25 protein-coding genes are annotated in these 19,060 nt (G+C 66.0%); 12 read left to right on the top strand and 13 right to left on the bottom strand.

Annotated elements, in window-relative coordinates:
- The first annotated feature begins 15 nt into the window (after positions 1-15).
- Both KIH74_RS22865 and KIH74_RS22860 read left to right on the top strand, forming a co-directional pair.
- Positions 16-1,155, top strand: a complete 1,140-nt coding sequence (locus KIH74_RS22865) for an SGNH/GDSL hydrolase family protein (RefSeq protein WP_214158172.1) — start codon at positions 16-18, stop codon at positions 1,153-1,155.
- 7 nt (positions 1,156-1,162) lie between these two features.
- Positions 1,163-2,626, top strand: a complete 1,464-nt coding sequence (locus tag KIH74_RS22860; protein WP_214158171.1) for a hypothetical protein — start codon at positions 1,163-1,165, stop codon at positions 2,624-2,626.
- On the opposite strand, the gene KIH74_RS22855 is transcribed toward KIH74_RS22860, so the two are convergent.
- The gene (locus tag KIH74_RS22855; protein ID WP_214158170.1) at positions 2,601-3,914 is read right to left on the bottom strand and encodes a hypothetical protein; all 1,314 of its coding nucleotides are present in this window, start codon (positions 3,912-3,914) and stop codon (positions 2,601-2,603) included. The two genes, KIH74_RS22860 and KIH74_RS22855, sit on opposite strands and share 26 nt — an antisense overlap.
- Before the next feature lie 101 nt (positions 3,915-4,015).
- On the bottom strand, positions 4,016-4,195 hold the full coding sequence (locus tag KIH74_RS22850; RefSeq protein ID WP_214158169.1) for a hypothetical protein: 180 nt from the start codon (positions 4,193-4,195) through the stop codon (positions 4,016-4,018).
- A 50-nt stretch (positions 4,196-4,245) separates the two neighbouring features.
- Here KIH74_RS22850 and KIH74_RS39305 point away from each other — a divergent pair, with 50 nt between their 5' ends.
- The gene (locus KIH74_RS39305) at positions 4,246-5,079 is read left to right on the top strand and encodes an SGNH/GDSL hydrolase family protein (protein WP_372492116.1); all 834 of its coding nucleotides are present in this window, start codon (positions 4,246-4,248) and stop codon (positions 5,077-5,079) included.
- Here the strand turns inward: KIH74_RS39305 and KIH74_RS22840 are convergent.
- Together KIH74_RS22840 and KIH74_RS22835 are read right to left on the bottom strand one after the other, a co-directional pair.
- Positions 5,042-5,326: a hypothetical protein gene (locus tag KIH74_RS22840; protein WP_214158167.1), complete on the bottom strand. Its 285-nt coding sequence runs from the start codon at positions 5,324-5,326 to the stop codon at positions 5,042-5,044. The genes KIH74_RS39305 and KIH74_RS22840 overlap by 38 nt on opposite strands.
- Before the next feature lie 98 nt (positions 5,327-5,424).
- The gene (locus tag KIH74_RS22835; protein WP_214158166.1) at positions 5,425-5,709 is read right to left on the bottom strand and encodes a hypothetical protein; all 285 of its coding nucleotides are present in this window, start codon (positions 5,707-5,709) and stop codon (positions 5,425-5,427) included.
- 11 nt (positions 5,710-5,720) lie between these two features.
- On the opposite strand from KIH74_RS22835, the gene KIH74_RS22830 reads away from it, so the two are divergent.
- Positions 5,721-5,987 carry a hypothetical protein gene (locus KIH74_RS22830; protein WP_214158165.1) on the top strand — a complete coding sequence of 89 codons (267 nt, stop codon included), beginning with the start codon at positions 5,721-5,723 and terminating at the stop codon, positions 5,985-5,987.
- Between the two features lie 475 nt (positions 5,988-6,462).
- Here KIH74_RS22830 and KIH74_RS22825 read toward each other — a convergent pair whose 3' ends face one another.
- The 5 genes from KIH74_RS22825 to KIH74_RS22805 all read right to left on the bottom strand — a co-directional run bounded on the left by KIH74_RS22825 (position 6,463) and on the right by KIH74_RS22805 (position 8,352).
- A complete protein-coding gene (locus KIH74_RS22825) occupies positions 6,463-6,753 on the bottom strand; it encodes a hypothetical protein (protein ID WP_214158164.1) in 291 nt (96 codons plus the stop codon).
- A gap of 2 nt (positions 6,754-6,755) precedes the next feature.
- On the bottom strand, positions 6,756-6,947 hold the full coding sequence (locus tag KIH74_RS22820; protein ID WP_214158163.1) for a prefoldin domain-containing protein: 192 nt from the start codon (positions 6,945-6,947) through the stop codon (positions 6,756-6,758).
- Entirely contained in the window at positions 6,944-7,375 is a 432-nt protein-coding gene (locus tag KIH74_RS22815) for an SsgA family sporulation/cell division regulator (protein ID WP_214158162.1), read from the bottom strand. The genes KIH74_RS22820 and KIH74_RS22815 overlap by 4 nt, the downstream gene beginning before the upstream one ends.
- Positions 7,372-7,638, bottom strand: a complete 267-nt coding sequence (locus KIH74_RS22810) for a hypothetical protein (RefSeq protein ID WP_214158161.1) — start codon at positions 7,636-7,638, stop codon at positions 7,372-7,374. The genes KIH74_RS22815 and KIH74_RS22810 overlap by 4 nt, the downstream gene beginning before the upstream one ends.
- Positions 7,639-7,785: 147 nt before the next feature.
- On the bottom strand, positions 7,786-8,352 hold the full coding sequence (locus tag KIH74_RS22805; RefSeq protein ID WP_214158160.1) for a hypothetical protein: 567 nt from the start codon (positions 8,350-8,352) through the stop codon (positions 7,786-7,788).
- A gap of 261 nt (positions 8,353-8,613) precedes the next feature.
- Between KIH74_RS22805 and KIH74_RS22800 the strand changes: the two genes are divergently transcribed.
- The 8 genes from KIH74_RS22800 to KIH74_RS22765 all read left to right on the top strand — a co-directional run bounded on the left by KIH74_RS22800 (position 8,614) and on the right by KIH74_RS22765 (position 13,165).
- Complete coding sequence (locus KIH74_RS22800) at positions 8,614-9,198, top strand: hypothetical protein (RefSeq protein WP_214158159.1); 585 nt, start codon at positions 8,614-8,616, stop codon at positions 9,196-9,198.
- Between the two features lie 569 nt (positions 9,199-9,767).
- Positions 9,768-9,980: a hypothetical protein gene (locus tag KIH74_RS22795; protein WP_214158158.1), complete on the top strand. Its 213-nt coding sequence runs from the start codon at positions 9,768-9,770 to the stop codon at positions 9,978-9,980.
- A complete protein-coding gene (locus KIH74_RS22790) occupies positions 9,977-10,288 on the top strand; it encodes a hypothetical protein (RefSeq protein ID WP_214158157.1) in 312 nt (103 codons plus the stop codon). Before KIH74_RS22795 ends, KIH74_RS22790 begins: the two co-directional genes overlap by 4 nt.
- Before the next feature lie 51 nt (positions 10,289-10,339).
- Entirely contained in the window at positions 10,340-10,732 is a 393-nt protein-coding gene (locus KIH74_RS22785) for a hypothetical protein (protein WP_214158156.1), read from the top strand.
- Positions 10,733-10,769: 37 nt separating this feature from the next.
- Complete coding sequence (locus KIH74_RS22780) at positions 10,770-11,252, top strand: hypothetical protein (RefSeq protein WP_214158155.1); 483 nt, start codon at positions 10,770-10,772, stop codon at positions 11,250-11,252.
- 188 nt (positions 11,253-11,440) lie between these two features.
- On the top strand, positions 11,441-11,788 hold the full coding sequence (locus tag KIH74_RS22775; protein ID WP_214158154.1) for a hypothetical protein: 348 nt from the start codon (positions 11,441-11,443) through the stop codon (positions 11,786-11,788).
- Positions 11,788-12,672: a hypothetical protein gene (locus tag KIH74_RS22770; RefSeq protein ID WP_214158153.1), complete on the top strand. Its 885-nt coding sequence runs from the start codon at positions 11,788-11,790 to the stop codon at positions 12,670-12,672. Before KIH74_RS22775 ends, KIH74_RS22770 begins: the two co-directional genes overlap by 1 nt.
- On the top strand, positions 12,659-13,165 hold the full coding sequence (locus KIH74_RS22765) for a hypothetical protein (RefSeq protein WP_214158152.1): 507 nt from the start codon (positions 12,659-12,661) through the stop codon (positions 13,163-13,165). The genes KIH74_RS22770 and KIH74_RS22765 overlap by 14 nt, the downstream gene beginning before the upstream one ends.
- A 66-nt stretch (positions 13,166-13,231) precedes the next feature.
- On the opposite strand, the gene KIH74_RS22760 is transcribed toward KIH74_RS22765, so the two are convergent.
- The 4 genes from KIH74_RS22760 to KIH74_RS38840 form a co-directional block, all read right to left on the bottom strand.
- The gene (locus KIH74_RS22760; protein WP_214158151.1) at positions 13,232-14,662 is read right to left on the bottom strand and encodes a hypothetical protein; all 1,431 of its coding nucleotides are present in this window, start codon (positions 14,660-14,662) and stop codon (positions 13,232-13,234) included.
- A gap of 149 nt (positions 14,663-14,811) precedes the next feature.
- Complete coding sequence (locus KIH74_RS22755) at positions 14,812-15,618, bottom strand: metal-dependent hydrolase (protein WP_214158150.1); 807 nt, start codon at positions 15,616-15,618, stop codon at positions 14,812-14,814.
- Positions 15,618-16,589: a hypothetical protein gene (locus KIH74_RS22750; RefSeq protein WP_214158149.1), complete on the bottom strand. Its 972-nt coding sequence runs from the start codon at positions 16,587-16,589 to the stop codon at positions 15,618-15,620. The genes KIH74_RS22755 and KIH74_RS22750 overlap by 1 nt, the downstream gene beginning before the upstream one ends.
- Positions 16,586-18,856: an FtsK/SpoIIIE domain-containing protein gene (locus KIH74_RS38840; protein WP_214158148.1), complete on the bottom strand. Its 2,271-nt coding sequence runs from the start codon at positions 18,854-18,856 to the stop codon at positions 16,586-16,588. The genes KIH74_RS22750 and KIH74_RS38840 overlap by 4 nt, the downstream gene beginning before the upstream one ends.
- Positions 18,857-19,060: the final 204 nt, after the last annotated feature.

The following is a 19,060-nucleotide window of genomic DNA, read 5'->3' as shown; positions in this document are numbered from 1 at the left end:
GAAAGGGAAATACGAATGAGCCTCCCGCCCCTGACCCGTTCACAGGCAACCAAGTCCTTCAGTGCCCGCCAGGTACCACCGGGTGTCGCCAGCATGGCGGGCGCCTGGGACGCCGGGCGTTCCGTTTACAACCTGAAGCCCAAGCACCTGACGCGGCTGCGTGCCGCTGCGGGCAAGGCATGCGCCGGGGTGACCGGCGAATACAACATCAACTTCATCGGTGACTCGATCACGGTCGGGTCCGGGATCGGATCGCCATACGACTACGGGGAGCGGAACTGGCCCTCTCAGCTACGGAAGGCTTTCCTGACGCGCGGGTTGTCTGCCGCCGGTGAGGGGTACGTAATCCGCCACAACGGTGGCGCTCAGAAAGATGCGCGGTTCACCGAAGTGGGCACGTGGAGCACGGAATCAGGCGTACCAACCCTTGTGTGGAAGACCAACAGCGGTTCCGGTGCAACTCTCACGTACACATCCACGAATTCCGGGACGATCGTCGAGGTCATTTACGCCGACACCACAGCTGATTTCACGGTCTCAATTGACGGCGCAGCACCGGTCACGATCACGCGAACCAATACCCAGGTGACGAAGGTGTACCGGGTGACCGGACTCGCAAACACCACACACACGGTGGTTTTCGGTGCCGTCACTACCGGAGGCACGTATTTCTGCTCGGTGCGCGTAAGGACCGCGACCGCGCTGAACTTCAACTCGTTCGCGCACTTCGGTGCCCAGGCATCAACTTTCGGATCGCCCACCTCGCAGCCGTTCGGCACACTGAAGTGCCTGAACGACAATGTCCCCGCAGCGGCGACCTTCATCTCACTGATGACGAACGAGGTCGCCGGCGCCAGCCCGGTCACCGCCGCGACATACAAGACCAACCTGAACGCGCTCATCGGCTATCTCTCCAGCCCGGGCGACATCATCCTCTGCGCCGCCATCCCGGGGAACGTGGCAGCCGATTACAGCGCCCACCGACAGGCGCTGTACGAGATCGCCGACGCTAGGGACCTGCCGGTCGTCGACTTCTACCCGCGGTTCGTCGACGGCACGACCATGGCCGCCAACGGACTGCTTTCCGATACCGTCCATCCAACCGCTCCGGGCTATTTCGACATGGCTCAGCTTGTGGCGACCGCGATCCTGTGAGGTATTGATGCTGCCAGCACTCAGCCGCGGACAAGCGGACAAGCGTTATGCGCTGGCAGGGGAAGTCGATGCGCGGATGTTCGGTGTCGTCGCCAACGGCGGCACCACGTCCGCCGCCTTGACGGCGAATACTGTTGCCATGCAGTCGTTCGTGGACTACCTGACAAGCAATAGGCGCTCCGGTGTGCTACCTCCTGGTGATATCCGAATCAACGGGAAGATCAACTTTCGTCGCCGGCCCGAGTGGGGCCTGCGCGGTCTGGGTCGCGGCGTAACGCGCATGGCCCAGCTCGCGGACAACATGCCGATATTTGACCTCGGCACAGACCAGTCATCGTCGATGCACTCCTGGCACCTTCGTGACATGTCTTTCGCGTATTGGAACCCGCAGCCAGCCACCAACACGGACGCTATCTGCGTCCTGTGCAGTGACTGCCCCTACAACGGTGAATTTCGCAACCTGCGGTTTGAAAATGGCTACTACGGCTTCAAAACCATCCCCGGACAGGTAGCCCCATGGGGTTGCGTATGGGACGGCCTGGACTTCGGAGCAGGACTCACCGGAGGAGCAATCAACTGGTACGGAACACAGAACGCAGTTCCGAACAACACCTTCGGGCGTCTACAAGCCGCATGCGACAACATGACCAGCACCGTCTTTGCGGTCCGCGGCTACAACTTCCGTATCGACAGCATCGAGTTCCTCCACAACACTAACCATCAAATCCTCATGGACTTCAACTCCGGCTCAGTCGTTTCCATCGGAAGCATCAAGCTGGAGCAGGGAAAGTTCCTGAACAACAACCCACTTCTTCGCTTCTCTACCAACGCCAAAGCAGAGATCGACAACCTCTGGATCGGCGGCGGCGACGTCTTCGACCGCGACATCGCAGGCGGCGGTGTCGCCTATCTCGTTACCGCCCAAGGATCAGACGGCGGCTGGGACTCGCACCTGGACATCCGCCATCTCATCGTCAGCGCCTTCGTCAACAAGGGCGCCGGCGCGGTCGCAGCGGTCAACATAGGCGGCGGAGCAGCCGTAAGAATCGGCCGCTACATCGACATTGGCGAGACTGGCGACATCCCACTCACCAACTCAGCCAGCTCAGACAGCAGCGAAAGACTCACCGTCACAGACCAGATCATGCCCAGGCTGAGCAGAGACCTCGGCGACGCGGACTACGCGCCAACCTGGCGAGGACCCAATATCCTCACCTATCAGACGGTTTTCACGGCGCCGCGAGCCCTTAATCTTCCCTCGGACCCCAACAACCTCTTCAACGGACAATACTTCGAGGTCCTATCCGATGGAGCAGTCAATGGCACCAACACCCTCACTATCAAGTGCGGAACTACCAACTTGCGTATCATCACCACCGACAAGGTGAAGCTGCGCTACCAGTGGCGTCGGCCGACGTCCGGGCCAACCGCGAATGGCTGGATCCTCACCCAGTACGAGACGCTCCCATAGGTACCCGCCAGGCGCTTATGCCGACGTCCTGGTTGAGAGCCGGTGCTCGGTACTGCCGAGACCACAGTACGGCCAGCAGGAGCGCGATGTACTGGCCACGATCGACCAGGTTGTTCTGAAAACACATCACAGCCAAGACGACTGCGCCCGCGACGAGCATGATGCGGACGTCTCCGTCCGCCCAGCCCGCTATCCCAACGTGTACGGCCCAACCGACGAACGCGAGAGCCCCCAAGCCGCCGATGATTCCGCTGGACGACAGGACGCTGAGTGGCACTGAGATGCCACCACCGCCGTCAGAGAATCCAAGGCCGTAGATTGGGGAGTGCAGGAAGTCGAGGACGGACTGCTGGTTCACCATGTCGCGGCCGACGTCCGATCCTGATCCTGCGCCGGGAGCGAGGCGAGTGTTGGACGTGATCCAAGACAGTGCCGGTATCGCAATGAACCCTCCAAAGCAGATACTGAAGAAGGCGATCAATGCGGCGCGACCAGGCTTGTGGCCACACAAGAGCGGGAGAAGCGCCGTAGCCACGGCGGCAGCGGCCAAGGCAATCCGGGAGTCAGCCGCCACCAGGCCCGCCCATAGCACGACTAGCGCGACGATCGCAGGTACGAACGTTGCCCGACGCCGCAGAAGCATGGCAGACACAGGCACGGACGTTGCGAAGTACAGGGCCGCGCTGTTGGGGTAGAAGGCAAGGCCACTTGCGCGTGTCTGCTCCCCAAAGGGCTGCGCGAGCCAAGCCGAGAGGTCGAGCCCCTTGGTCTCGCCGAACGCAACGGCAGCCGAGACAACAGAACCAGCGAGCCAGGCATAACCGAAAAGACGGCGTGCGGACTCGGGCCGCAGCTGATGTAGACGCTGGAGAACCGACCAGGCGCCTACCGTCGCAAGAAGTAGCTTGAATGGCACAGCCCAGGCACCGAGGCCAGCGGAACCTAACCCCGACCGCGTAGCACTTTGACCGCCGCCAGCACTGGTAAACCGCATGGTCAACCAAGACGGTTCGGGGGGCGCGATGAGCGCAATCATGTTCGCCGCGCACAGGATTGCGAGCATAACCCATGCTCCAGTGGGCACCGACCGGGCCCCAGCCTGGCGCGGTCCGACGACGATGATCGCGGCGATTACCGCAAGGACTAGGTCGCTGACTTGGGCCGGGCCAATCATCACGCCTGACCACTGCACGGTCGTGAACCAGGTGAGGATCAGGACAACCGTTGGCCGGCCCTTCAAAGGGCTGGGCTTGTGGACGTCGTGTGGGTTAGACCTGAGCATGTGCACTCAGCGAGTCTGGTGGGCGGGGGCGGCTTTCAGGGGAGCCTTGCGATCAGTCTAAGCATTACGGACGGTCAGGGGGTCGGCCGCTCACATGAGATCGGGTGTCATGTCCCCTCTGCGGGGACGATGCGGAAGCTCAGGGTTTCGATGGCGATCAGGGCTGCTCCGACGACCTGCATCGAACTCGGGAAGCCGCCGGTCTCCACGTAGGAGAAGACGTAGAGCGATACGATCGCCAGCGGCGGAACGACGATCTGGATCAGTCGCAGGTGGTGTGACTGCACCTATACAGCCTGAACCTTGGCTGGGCCACAAGCCACAGGTTACCTGACATATGGACCGTTCAACCCATTCAGCCTCATCAAGCGACGGGACTGCAAAGCCGTCCGCTAGCTTCCAGCAGGTGCCTTCACTCAGACGAAGGGCCATCATCATTTCAGCGCTGGCATCCTTGACGATTGCCGGCGCTGTCTTGTACGGGGTCCAGACCCGAGCTTCTGCGCGCCGGTCCGCCGAACGAACCTGCCATCAAGCAGAGCTCGCGGCCCACGATCAGGCGCTCCGCAACTCGGCGACCGAAAAATCGCCTGGTGAGTACCTGCTGGTGTTCGGAGATAGTTATGCGGCCGGACAATACCAAGAGGACCATCAGCAGACCTGGCCCTACGTCACCGGATCCCGGCTCGGCGTCTTGGTCGATGTGTATGGACGCCCCGGTGCAGGGTTTGTTTCCCGGGGATGCCTGGGCAAGCCATTCACTGAGGACCCACCCTTAACAGGCTCAGGTCCGGTCGTCGTCCAAGGCGGACTCAATGACGAGCGGAGCAACCCCACAGAGGTCGAGGCAGCGGCACGGCTCGTTTTGGCGAGCTGGCCGGCCCATGACGTTTTTCTTGTGGGTCCTCCGATTGTGCCCGCGCGCGGTCCGGGCGAAGCCAGGAAGATCGACTCCGCTCTTCGCTCAGCAGCGCAGGCTGTTGGAGCGCACTACGTTTCGGCGTTGGACTGGATCCCTACCAACGAATTCCTCCCGGATGGACTGCATCTAACTGCCCGAGGACACATGATCTTTGGGCAGCGGGTGGCTGCGGCAGTCTCTAATATCCGGGAGCAAGAGGGACCTACGGTGCTCAACCCTCGGCCCCGCTCGTTGCCGCCCAATCGATAATCAACCGTGCTATGACGGCAAGGAAAACTTGGTCAGGCAGGTCGTCTCGCAGAGCGAACGCTTTCAACATGCGCTCAGTCGCGATGATCCGGATCTCGGTGTCTTCGTCGGGCCGGAAAACGACTTGCTGCCGACCATCTTCGTTCTTCCGTAAGAACACTTGGATCGAGTCGGTGAGCGGTGGAGGCATTGCTTCCGGCAATTTGTCCGGAACCGTCAGCTGGTGGAGTGGCGGCGGAAATTTCATGACCCGACGGTAAGTGGAGCCGCTCCGAGCTCGACAGGTCTTGCAGCTGGACCAGGAGAACGGTGGATCTTTCGCCGGGCAATTGGGGGAATCTCGTTCTAGCTGAGGACAGTCGCGCGCGTGGTCGGCGGCAGCTCGTTCAGGTCAAAGTCTCGCCCGCTCACCTCGACGATCACCGACACGAGGGGATCCCCACCCGGCACAGCCATGTGCCGCACGGAAACCAGGGTCCCGGTCACCGAGTCACCGGACGCCGGCGAGATCACCACTCGCGAACCCAAGTGCCGGGCGTTCAGGTCTCCGATGGTGGTGGGCTGATCAATGATTGTCATGGCGGCGTCATCGGCGCCGTCGAGCTGCGGGTTGAGCGGGCGGGCTCGCATACTCTGGCCTCGTGTTGACTTGGTCCCGCAACGAATCCCGCGTGCTCGCGATCTGGCATTTCGCTCATGCCTGGCAGCTCGACGACACCGACACGTGGATCATCGAGATCACACCCGACGGCATCACCTGCAACCGGCCATCCCTGGACAACCGTGAGGCTGAGCAGGTCGGCCGCGAACTCATGATCCAATCCTGGCGAATGCAGCAAGTCTGGCACGGGCAGATCACCGTCAAACGCCACGCCGACACCTACGACCCAGACTGGCGCCCCACCTGACAATGGCCCCGCCCCCTCGACCAGGGGCGGGGCCATTCGTCAGTTTGCCGCAGCGTCACAGCCCGATGCATCCCCTGACGGTGATTCCGGCGGCGGGAGATGCTCACCACGCTCAGCACCCGGCACCCACCGCGAGCACGCCGACACCCCACCCAACGCAATCGCCGGCCGATGCCAACCCCGCCGCCACCCACACTCCGGGCACGCCTCCCCCAGGATCTCGTCCGCGTCACTCACACCCGTGACCGTAGACGACAGCGGCGGCTCGTCAGGCTCCGGGGTCCAGAAACTCAACCCCCACACCCGCCCGGCACAACCGCCTGAACCTCACCGTCCGACGCCACATACACCAGCGTCGTCCCATCACACCGTGTCTGCGATGGATCCGAGCAGCCCGTCAGCGCCCCCACACACACCAGGATGATCACCACCACCGCGCATGCCGCGATCACCAGGCCCAAGCCACGACGCTCACTCACGCGACCCACCGGCCCACCCGGATCTCCAGCGGAGCATCCCCAGGCGCCGGAACCTCCCGCCACGAAACACCGTCCGAGACCAGCCACCGGCCGCCCACAAAAAGAGGCCGCTGTACACCCGTCTCGACGAACACGACCTCGGCAGCCACCGCCGCATCCATCATCGCCGCATCAGCAGCACGGTCGATCGCATCCTCAGCAACCCGGGCCGTCACACGCCGCTGATAGTCCCGGACCGTCGACAAGTACCGGCGGCCCGCATGCGGCGCAAGAATCTCGTAACCCATGCTCATCCCCTCCCCACCACACCGGGTAGGACGTGCCCCGAAACCAATCCTTCCCAGTGCGCTCCCGGCGCAGCACCGAACTGGCCCTCTTCCTCCAGGCCCTCGATCTGCCGGTCCAGGACCGACAGCTCCGCCTCGACCTGCTCACGACGCCGGCGAGCGATCGCGAGCAGCTGGTCCGTGCGCGCGCTCACGCCACACCCGCCAGGATCGCGGCCACAGCCTCGTCCACGGCCGCCTCCACTTCCGGCAGCATCCCCGCCGACGGGTCCTCGATCACCGGCGCGACCATCCGATACGTCTGCCCCAGGAACATCCGGGCCTGAGCCCGCGACACCGTGATCGTCGCGACCCCCACCACCTCACAGAAGTCGAGCACCACGCTCCCGCCGTCCGGGCGGATCTTCACCATGCCCAGGGTCTGCGCCTGCTCACATCCCTCCGCGAGCAGCTCCCTCGAAATACTGCGCCAGTGGTGAAATCCCGACGCAGCCTCCACCCCGACCTGCACCCTGAACGGATCCTCCGCGTCGTACACCAACGCGACCGTCAGGGACCGGGGCTCACGATCCGCGAACCGGACTGTCCCGGGCATCGTCATGCGACGCTTCCGCAGACTCACGACTGCACCTCCTCGGTCAGGCTGGCCCGGGCGATCAGCTGCTGCGCCTCGACGGTCTCGCGGGCTTCCTCGACCCGCGCGAGGTACCGGAGCTGGGAGATCGCGAGCTGGACTTCGGCGTCGGCGTGCTGGTCCATGCCGACTCCGCGCAGGAGCTGGCTGTTGGCGAGGTGTCCGGCGATCGACGTGAACTGGTCGGAGTGCGGCCGGGGAATGTGCAGCCCCGCGGAGACTGCGGCGGCGGTGTTGGTGGTGGTGGACATGATGTGCCTCGAATCTGGTTGCCGCAGGCGGATGATCCGCGTACGGGAGATGTCTGTGGAGTAGGGCTGACCCGGGTCAGCGGACGCGCTGGATCGCGATGCGACCAGCCACGAGAACGGCGATGACCGCCAGGACCAGGAGGATGATCACCGGGAGAACCGGATGATGAAAGACCTGGAGTGGCCGCCCTCCATGACGTCGGACGCGATACCACGGATCGGCCCGCGGCCACCCTCTACCTGGGAGGGGGAGATGCAGAACGTCACCGGCACCGTGCGCTTCTTCGACGACGCCTGCCCGGCGAGAGTTGACCGGCCACCGTGCTGGTACTGAACCTGCACCGACGCGATGTGCGTCCCGGCCTTCGTCGTGCCGGTCGTCGTGACATGGACCGTCGCGTGCCACTGGCCGGGCCGCGTGCAGCGCAGCTTGCCCGACGGGACACGGATGGGACCCTGCGTGGCCTGCACCGCCGGGACATCCTTGACGCGGGCCTGCTGGATAGTCGCGGCGTGCGCGTCACCGGACCCGAGGGCGGAGAACGCGGCCGTGGCGATGGTGAGGGCCGCTGCGGCGCCGAGACCGGCGCTGATGGTCCGCGCCTTGGACGGCTTGCTGGCCGGGTGGTCGGCCGAGTAGCCACGTCCCGATCGGCCGGACGACGGATCCGCGTTTCCCGGGGTGGTCACGGGCGACGTGAAAGGGTGCGACATGCTGAGCTCCTGGGGATTCAGGTGCTTGGCAGCTCGCCTCTGGCATTGATCCGTCCTCGGCGCCAACCGAGTCCGGGGAGCTAGAGGCGAGCCCTTGACACCAGGTTCATCGGCCCCGGAGGACTGATGTTGAGCCGTATCGCGAGACCAATCCGAACAGCTCAATGCCTGGCAGCGGCCGTAGTTGCCTGCGCTGGCCTAGTTTTCGCAGATAGCGCAGCGGAAGCCGACTCCACCAACGTCCCCGGCGGCAGGGTCTACATGCCCAGCCTCGTCACCTCGACCGATATTTGCATCGACGTCCCCATCCACTGGGACCTCCCCGATGTTCCCGCCGGAACCGACTGGCAGCTAGACCTCGCTGCCGACGATGGCGGCATCCTCGAATACGGCTCCGGACCTAGCCACGGACATGATGCGATCCTCTGGTGCAGCAGCGACATGCCGGGCGAGCACTACGTCAGCGGCACCATCGAATACCTTGACGAGGACGGAACGTCATACGAGGACGTGATCAGCCTCGTGTACAAGATCCAGAAGATGAACACGAAGGCGACTATCAGGCCCGGCCGTCAAAGCCCGCGGGTTGACCAGGTTTTCACGCTCAAGGGATGCGTCACGGCGGGCGGGAAGCGACAGACTTTCCGTAAGGCCGCCATCGAGTACCACTGGCCCGGCAAGTCTTGGCGTCGCCTCAAGTACACGTACACCGACACGGTCGGCTGTTACGAAGAGGCCACCGTCTCCCCTTCAGATGGGGTTCTGCGGATCCGGATCCGTGTGCCGGCCGACGATCTGTCGAAGGCGGGCTACTCCAAGACCATCAAGGTGAAGGTCCGTAAGTAGCGGCTATCGAGCGCGGTTCTGAGGTGCTGCCGGTTTCGTCCAGTCGTAGATCGTGGTCCGGCTGACCGAACCAGGTACCTGACGGGATTAGGAAGGAAAATCCTGGGTCAGCCGATGACCCGTGTACACGGGTCAATGAGCGTCCCGTGTACACGGGTCAACCGTTGACCCAGACACGGGTCAACCAACGACCCGCCAAGGAGGAGCCAGGAGGAACAACAGGAATAGACCAGGAACCCAGATCGCCTTCGCCGGGTACGTCACCCGCGCGCGACCCCAGCCCAGGCGACGATCTTGATTCGTCCCAGCTCCTCCCCCAACCACGCCAACCCACCCCCGACGAACTCACCGCGTGCCCGCACTGTCACTGGCTCGCCTGGGAAGGCCACGACACCACCTGCCACAACCAGTAGAGGCCAGGACACCCGCCAGGAGCCCGCGCAGGGCCCCAACCCGGGCCTCCTGGCCTCCGGCATGCAACCCACAGCCACAAGCACCCCAGCAACCCCACACCCAGCCCACAGACCGCCCCCCGCAGCTATCGTGAACACACACCACGGGGAGGACACATGGACCAGCCGAAAACCTGGCGCGACACCGGCCGATTCCTCACACCCGCCGAACTCGCCGCACTCAACGACGACCAAGCCGCCCGCTACTTCGCCGCCTCGACCGTCCGCAGCCTCGACGAACTCGACCACATGCCTGAACCCCACCAGGCAGCCTTCAAGGGCCTCCTCCAGCGCCTCAACGACCGCGGCCAGCAATCCGCCGCGTCGTGACACACCGCGTCCTCACCACCCCCGCCTTCTGGGCCGCCCTCGAACACGAGCTACCCGGCGACAGTGAGCCGGCCTGGCACCAGTTCGCGTCCTACGACCTCCAGCGCGTCATCGGTGTCTTCCGCGACGCCTGGGACGGCCTGCCCCACACCCTGAGCCCCGACTACCGGACCGCCATTGGCGCCGGGAGCATCGGATGGTGGGCCGCGACCGGGCAGTGGGAGCGAGACCTCGCGGAAATCCACCTCGTGGACATCACGGTGCAGGCGTACCCGCCGGACATGTTCGAGATATCCGGGGACGTGTAGGCCGTTCGGCCGAGTCGGGATCTGTAGACGCGTCTACAATCTGCATGTAGAGTGATCTACATGCAGACCTTTACTTCAGGCCGCGGCGAACAGGTCGACAGGACCATCGCGGAACGCGGCCCGTACTACGCCGTCACCGGACAGATCCGCACCGACCAGCACTTCGTCCACCTCTGCGCCACGGCCGAGCGGGCCGAGGCCATCAAGGCCGAAGCCCAAACGAACAGCCCTTACGCCGTACGCATTTACTCGCCCAAAGGTGTCGTCCCGCTTGCGCCCATCGGCAAGCAGCTTGCCGCCGCTCGGAGCAAAGTTGATCAGATCATCCTGTTAGCTCAGGCCGCTGCCCTTAGGGCCCACGAAGAGGGCAAGCCCGAGACGCTTATCGCGTCCGAACTGGGCGTCGACCGCATGACCGTCCGCAAGTGGCTCGGGAAGCGCTAACCAAACACCACGCTCACTCCATCGCCAGGGGGACAACATGAGTAACAACCTCGACGGAATCGTCAGCGACCGCGCCGACGTCGACGCCTGGATTGCCGGACAGGCCCAGCGAATTGCCGATGCCGCCGCCCAGGAAGAGGCAGGACTCGTCGAGCGGATCAGCTACCTCGGTTGCACCGTCGCCGTCTACCGCACCCAGCCCCCCACCGAGGGTTGGCCCGAAGGCCACTTCTCCTACTCAATCCTCCCCGACGGCGTCGACCCTCAGTACATCAACCGGTCCGGAAGCTGGGCCAGCGCAGAAGACGCCCTCGCTTGCGGAAAGGCCGCCGCCAGGACCCACGCCGAGGCCTACGCACAGATCGACGCCGGCGTGATCCCGGGCCGGACTGTGACGATCGGCGCCGACCCTATCGGAACCGTCGTCGCGGACATCCTCGCCGAATCCCGACGCGCCAGCGGAAACTGCCACTACTGCGGGCTCCCGGTCGGACCCAAGGGCTGCCAGGAGTGCGTCTGATGGTCGGCCGCCGCACCATCGGCCCCAAGCAGGAAGTCCGAGTCACCGAAGCAAGGGGCGTCCCATAGAGCAGGCCCTTCTGTGGGCGTGTAGGCCGTTCTCCTGACTACCAAACAGTAAATCAACTTTACAGCACTGAACCGTTGTAAGGTTCTGTCATCGGGAAACGACGACCCCCAGGGGCTGAAATGAGCAAGATCGACAACGTGTACCGCAAGAACAAGGCCGGCCAGACCGTCGTCTACGGCCCAGCCAGCCAGATCAGCGCCGGCCGCACCGTCGCCGTCGTCAAAGCGAACCGGACCGTCGAACACGTCAACATCGTCAGCGTCGGCAAGCCCTTCACCGTCGGCAGCACCCAGTACGTGTACGGCTACCTCACCCAGCAGACCAAGACTCCCAGCGCCCCCCGCGGCGGCTGGTCGAACGCCTCCCGCCGCCGCACCGGCACCCGCCGCGACTGCATCTCCGGCGGGAACTGCTCCAGCTTCGGCAACGGATCCAGCTGCGGCGGCCACGACTGCGACGGCTACTGATGGCCACCACCGTCAGCGCCTGGGAGCACCTCGTCGGCGCCACCATCACCAGCGAGTCCCTACCCCCGGCCTACCAGCCCGAGCAGCCACGCCTCGGCGAATACGTCCGGGTCACCGCACTCGGCCCGAGCGACGACGTCCGCGCCCCTGACGCGCCGGGGATCGTCATCGTCGAGATCGACGGCGCCGTCCAGTACTGGGCCACCGACGACCCCGACAGCGTGCAGGTCGTCACCGCCCAGCCCAGTTGCCTGGCCAGGGCCGCCGAGGTCGCCCGCCACGACGGGCCGATGACCCTCTACGCAGCCATGCGGCACATCGAGATCGCGGACGCCAGGTGGCGTGCCAGCGTCGGGAGCGTCCCGGCCCGTCAGCAGCGAGCCCGGCAGGTCCGCGAGGCCCTGGCCGCCAGCGAGCCGGATCTGCCGCCGGTGATGTCGTCCCGGTACACCCGTGCCCGGGTTCGCCGCATCGACGCCGACCGGTGGGCCGCCGACATCGGCCACGCCGGATCCCTGCGCCCGCTCGGCGAGCACGACAGCGCGGACGCCGCCCACGCCGCGGTGCGGCAGGCCCATGAGCAGGCCTGGCAGACCCTGCGCTCGTGGCTGGCCCGTCACGTCGCCGGGATCTGGACCCTGACCTACGAGCCGCTGGTGGTCATCGAGGAGGACCGGCTGTCTGGCCCGGCTGTCGCCCGGATCCTCGGGATCGAATCTGGCACCTGGCGCGGGTATGTCTCCCGCGGTCAGGCTCCGGCACCGGACGGCCATTCCGGCGACGGCCGCCCCTACTGGACTCTGGCCACGCTCCAGTCCTGGCAGCGGCCAGGCCAGGGCGCCCGCACCGACCTACAGCCCGGGAGCAGCGATGACAATGCCTGATGGTGTTTACCTTGCGCGTTTCACCGGCCCGAGCGAGGCTGACAGCGGCCAGCTGGTCACCGCCGTGGTGCTGTGGAGCGACGGCGGCTACTGCACAGAATGCGGTAGAAACCTTCCCCCGCAACAGTTTTCGCTCCAAACCGACACGGGCACCCCGCAGGCATGGGCCCGCAAGTGCCCGGAATGCAACACGTCCCAGATCGCGCCCTGGGTGTCGGTGCCCGACGACCCGGAGCGCATCCAGGCGGCTGCCGAGACCCTGGCCGCGCGGGCAGAGGACGCGGCGGCCGACCTCGTCGACCAGACGAATCGGCGGGTACAGGCCGCCCTGGATGACGCTCTCGCCAGGATCCAGGCCGGCGAGGACGTGGAGGACGTCGCTGACGGCGACGATCTGACGCCTGGTGTGATGGTGGACGCGGGGCAGCTCGTGTCCTGGGCACATCACCCCATCGACGAGGGTGAGATCATTCAGGCCAGCGCTCCCCTGTAGATCGCAGCACACGTGACAGCGGCCCCGACCGGGATTGGTCGGGGCCGCCTCTTCGATCAGGTCAGGTCAGGTCCAGGGCGTCAGCGATCCTCCCCTGATCTGCTTCCCTGCCGAGTCGAGCGCCGACCATGTCACGGGCGTCTCGTCGAGCGCCTTCACCGGCACCTGGAAGTCGGCCACCTCGCGGCCACCGATCCGCTTGGACTGGCCGGCCACCGTCACCTCGTACAAGCGCGGCCCGCCGGGAGCAGCCACCTTGAACGCCGCCGTCCCCTTGCCCTTGCAGTCACACACGGCCTGAATGGTCAGGACCGGGGCAGCAGGACAGACCACGGTGAACGTCCGCGCGAACCGGTAGGGCGACCACTTCCCGGCCACCCGCACCGAGTAGCGCAGCACCACGTCCTGACCATCGACGCCAGCGAACGTGGCCTTGCCCGACTTCCCGGCGCCCACATCGAGCGTCTTGACGATCTTTCCGTCAGCGACCGCCTGCCAGCGGATCGGGGACCCGCTCGACTTCGCCGCGATGGTCACCGGGGGCCGCCCGTCGCACGTCGAGTCGCACTTCTGGGAGACCGTCACCCCGGCCAGCGAGTCGAACTTCCCGGACGCCTTCAGTGTCGTGCTGTAGCCGCCCCGGATGAGGTGCTGGACGGTCGCCCGCGACGGCACCGTGTAGCCGGCCTCACGCCACTCCGGGACCGTCGGGGTCACACTGATGGACACCGGTCCAGCGCCACGAATGAACGACAGCTTCGCCGTGCCGTCCTTGGCCGTGGACTTGGCAGCGCTCGAGGTGGCTGCGCCCGAGACCACCCACTTCACTGACTGACCCGGGTACGCCTTTCCGCCGACGGTCAACGTCACCACCGCAACCCCCTTGCCACCCGGCGCGGGCTTCGAGAAGGCGAGGGTGACCTTCGCCGGGCCAGCGAACCTCGAGGACTCGGCCAGCATCCGATCCGCGAGCCCGATCACGGACGGGGCCTTCTTCCGCAGCTGAGGCACGTAGCTCTTCGCCCAGTCCGACCTGAACTCCTTGCTGCGCAGCCGGTTGATCGCCGACTTATACGCCGCCGCGGCCGTGTCGCTCTTCTGCGCCTCGGGCCAGTACCGGTTCGCGATCCACTGCATCCGATCCCGGATCTTGCCCTTCGGCACGTCCGCGATCGGACCGCTGGCCCACGATCCATCCGGGGACTTCTCGCCGTAGTCGTAGCAGATACCCGCCTGCCCGTTCACGGTCAGCAAACCCAGGTGCTCGTCCGGGAACCCGTACTTCTTGGCCAGGATCGGCCCGGCCTTGACCTTGACGCCCAGACCACGGGCCTGCACCTGATAACCCTGCTCGACCGGCGCCGCGGCTTGAGCCGGCACGGCCGCCGCGCTGGTCCCGGCGATCACGGCGCCGGCCGCAAGGACCACCAGCCCCCGGGCGAACGGACGACGGGCGCCTACGCCGCGACGGACAGCAGGCATGGATAGTTTGAACATGCGCTCGATCTCCTCTGTAGATCGGGTGGCAGCTCGTCCACACAGGCCCTCCCTCGTGCTCCAACACCAGGGAGGGCCGGACGAGCCCAAGAACACATCGGCCGGACTCCGCCAAGCCTTAGACGAAAGCTTCTACCTAACAACGAAAATCAGAAGTAAGCCGCAGGCTGCAACCCGAAAAAGCCATACCCATCACGAGCCAACCGCCACCCCAGCCACCAACACAGCAGCAGCACAGGGACCCGAACCAACAACACCTCCGCCCGCGAATCCGTCGAGATCCGGAACCCCCGCGGCAACAGGTGCCGAGCCCGCCCGAAACACGGCACCCCCGAGACCGTCATCGCGTCCCCCGCGATACCCACAACAACCCCCAACGCCACACCACCCCCCACCACCAACACCACCGACGACGGCAGACCAGACGGATACGCGAACGACACCGCCCCAGCAGTCAGCCACGACACGATGAAATTCCAGACGCCATCGCCTTCCCACCTGCCCGGAATGAACGCCGCCGCACCCACAAACGCGAGCCCAGCTATCAGCGCGATCACCGCCATCCCCGTCAACCGGGCCGCGAACTGGCAGACCCAGATGACCCCCGGATCCCTGACATCCGCGACGATCCCAGCGACCAGCTGCGGCACCATCAGACCAGCCGCCAACACGATCGCGAAAGCGATCGGCGCCCCCTTCGACAGGTCGTGGGTCGCCGCCCGGTGCCCGCCAGCCAGCTTCCCCAGGGCCGCCGCCGGAACCCGCGTCAACGGCCCCCACAGCCGGGCCGGCGAAGAACTGTGGTGATCCATGTCGATCAGCAGTGCCCCCGCCACCGACGACGCCAGCAACCACACCGTCAACGACAACGGCGGCGTCTCCACCACCGCCCGGTACGTCGTCGCCGCAAGCAAGCCGGTAGCCAAGCCGGTCGGGCCGTGCGTCGAATTCATCATCAGCCGTTCACCGCCCTCTGGATCGTCTTCGTCGAAACCCCCAGCTGGTCGGCCGCTTCCCGATGAGACAGCTGCCCGGCACGCACCTTCTCGATCAACTCCTCACGGCTCGCAGTCGGCGACGGAACGGCATGCAGCCCGGCCGGCTCCGGCTTCGCCGCGGCGGGTGGCTTGGCCTTCGCCGCCCGGGCCGCCGCAGCCTCAGCTTGGGCTCGGTCGGCAGCAGCCCGGTCCGCCGCCGCCTGCTCGGCCAGCACCCGGGCCCGGGCCTCTTCCGCCCGCGCGTCAGCCTCGCGCCGGGCCAGATCGGCTGCGGCTCGGTCCTGCTCGGCCCGGCGACGCCGCTCCGCCTCTTCTGCCGCCAGCCGGGCAGCGTGCTCACGGTTCTCTCGTGCCTGCCGAGCCTTCGCCTCCTCACGATCCCGGTCGGCCTGCTCGCGCTCGCGCCGCTCTGCCCGGGCCCGGTCTGCCTCCTCGGCGCGCAGCCTCGCGGCGTGCTCGACACGCTCATGCTCGAGCGCGGCCAGACGCTCCTGCTCCGCGATCTCGGCGTCACGAGCAGCCCGCTCGGCGTTGAGCACCGCCTGCGCCGCCGCTGCCTCGTCGGCCTTGATCGCTTTGGACAGGACGTGGACCCGCCACAACACCAGCACGATGACCACGCCGACGGCCGCGCCCATCGCGCCCTGCGGCACCGAGCCGTGCTCTCCCAGGGCCTTGACCGCGCGCTTCGGGTCGCCGCCGGTCGCGCCGATCAGGTAGTGGCCGCCGCCGATCGTCACCGCCAGCAGCGAGAGTGCCCACGCGATGTCCCGGCCGGCCCGGAACGCTGCGACCACGTAGGTGTCGATCGCCAGCGGCAGCGCGTACGCGAAGAGCGCGAGGCCGACGAAGACGCCCACAACGATCTCGCCGTGGATGCCGAGCACGAACACCGCTGTCAGCGACAGGCGCGTCAACCACTTCGTCACGACGACTCACCCCGCAGCTCGAACCGGATCCACTCGTCGACGCCGACAACCTCACGGCTACCGTCGCCCAGCTCGTGGGTGATCTCCGGCTCGTCGTCCTGGTTGGTGCCGACCTCGACCACTTTGAACGCCTCGCCCTGGTCATCCAGCACCCAGACGAACTCCTCGTCCTCCAACATCAGGGCAAGCTCGTCCAACCCCAGCCCGATCGGGCCGTTTTCAGCCGGCACAGCAGGCGCGGCCTCTGTGACGTCGCCCCAGGGCGCGCGGTTCTGGCACGCTGCGAGCAGCTGGTCCATGAGTTCCCGGTCAGGAACGGCGAGGTTGTCGTCCTCGGGGTTCGGCGTCCAGTACGACTGGATCTCGACGATCTCGCCATCCGGGTTCAAGTAGTTCCCGCGCCCCTTGATCGACGGCACGTCCCGGCCCACGTTCGACGACCCGAAGACCATCCGGGACGCCTCCATCGACAGCCGACCCCAGGCCCCCCGATTTCCCATGTTTTCCCGCAGCACGCCTGAGAACCAGTCCGCGTCCGAACGCTGCGTCAGCAGGAGCAGGAAGATGTTGGCGGCGGCACCGAGCCGAGCGATCGACTTGACCATCCCGACCACGGGAGCTTCCTTGCCCCTGCCGCCCTCCTCCAGGTGCAGGGCCAGAGCGACCTCGCAGAACTCCTGGTACTCGTCGATGGTCAGCAAGATCGGACGGTGGGAGTCCAGCCGCACCTTCTGCTCATGCTTGAGGCGGTAGCGCCGCTTCATCTCGGCGTGAACCGTCTCCACCGCGACCACGTTCGCCTCGTCGTCGGCGTACACCGTGATCCCCGGGACCACCTCGAGACCGTCGAACTCGATCTGCTTGGGATCCACCGCTGGCACATCGAACCCATTACGAGCCGCACCCAGCATGAACGTCCGCGCGGAGACTGTCTTCCCTGTCCTAGTCTTCCCGACGAACAGGGTGTGCGGGTTCTTCTTCAGATCGATCACGGCCGGGCGCCCGGTCTCCTCCCGAGCAATCGGGATGACGTGCCACGGCAGCCCCCGGCCCGGATCGTTAGTCGACCCCATCGGATTGTCGATCTTCGACGGCATGGGCGGGCGGCGATGCAGGACCATCACGTTCGCCTGCGTGTCTGGCTCAGCCCGCCACCGCATCCCTTTCGGGCCCTTGGCCGTCACCTTCGCTACCACGGCGGGCGCGAACTCGTCGCTCTCATCCTTCACCGAGTCCGGGTATTCCACCCGGATCCGCAACGGCCCCTCCTTGTCAGCGGCCTCGACCGAGACCGAAACCTTGTCGCGGTCCTTGGCTGGAACTTTCAGGGATGTCCGCAGGCCTTCGGCGATGCGCCCGGTCAGCGCCTCGTGCTGCCCCTCGGCCGGTTCCTCGGCGGGCATCGGTTCGTCGGTCGGCTCCGACGGCCCCTCGGCCACCCACCAGTCGAAGTACGGGTGGAGCGCGTGATCGGGGAACTCGACCTCGGCGTGAAGGGCCTGCCAGAACATTTCGGCCACCCGCTTCCGAGTGCCCGGGTCGTTCATCGCCTCGACGTCCGGGAAGTGGACACGCGCCGCGCGGATGTCCGCCCGCAGGCCGTGCTGCCACCCCCACCGGACACGCTTCGCTGTCACGAACCGTGGGTCAGCCTTCACCGCCCGGACCGCCAGCGACAGAACTTCGGCGCGCTCGACCGCCCGCCGCCGGACCGTCAGCAACCACCATCCGGCCACCAGCAGGTACCCGGCCCAGGCCCCGGCGAGTGTCCACGCCCACCCGGACATGTCCACCCACCGAAGAGCCACCGCCCCCGCCAGGACGGCCACGGTCGCGACCAGGTGAATGTCCACCACTGTCCACCCGACGGCCGGACGCGAGGCATTCTTCTGCCCGGCCGCCTGTCCACCTCGTCGGCCACCAGCCTGTCCAGCTGGCTTGGTCTTCTGCCCGCTCCTCTTCGGCAGCAGCTCTTTGACCGTGTCCACCACGCCATCGACGAAGTCGTCCAGCGGCGGGATGCCGGTCCGCAACTCCTTGTTCATCCGAGTCACCTCCACGTGGTGTCGGTGGCACGCGTCCACCGTGCTGTCTCTGTGTCCCCCGTCGACCAGCTCGACGACGTGGTGCCGCTCAACATCGCCATCGCACGCTCCAGGCAGACGGCCGAGGTAGTGGCAGATCGGGCTGTCGCCATAGACCTCCCGCCGCCGCTGGTCGTGGCTTCGACGCCACGCCGATCCGATGCGCTGGTGGTTGCTCGACACACCAACAAGCTACCAGTCGACTAGCCGGTTAGCAGCCATCCAACGAGCGTCCGGCTGGGCGGCGCGGCCCGCGAATCGGCAGCGGGACGGTCAGGCCACAGGCCGGTGGTTCAGCTCTCCTGAGAGAGGGGGATAGCTGCTAGTCGGCTAGCCGAAAGTTGACAAGGGTGTGTACGCTGACCGAGGCCGACGACCCCCAGGGAG

Source organism: Kineosporia corallincola (assembly GCF_018499875.1).
GTDB lineage: Bacteria > Actinomycetota > Actinomycetes > Actinomycetales > Kineosporiaceae > Kineosporia > Kineosporia corallincola.
Note: the sequence above shows the minus strand (reverse complement) of the source record. Positions and strands in the feature narration are given on the sequence as shown.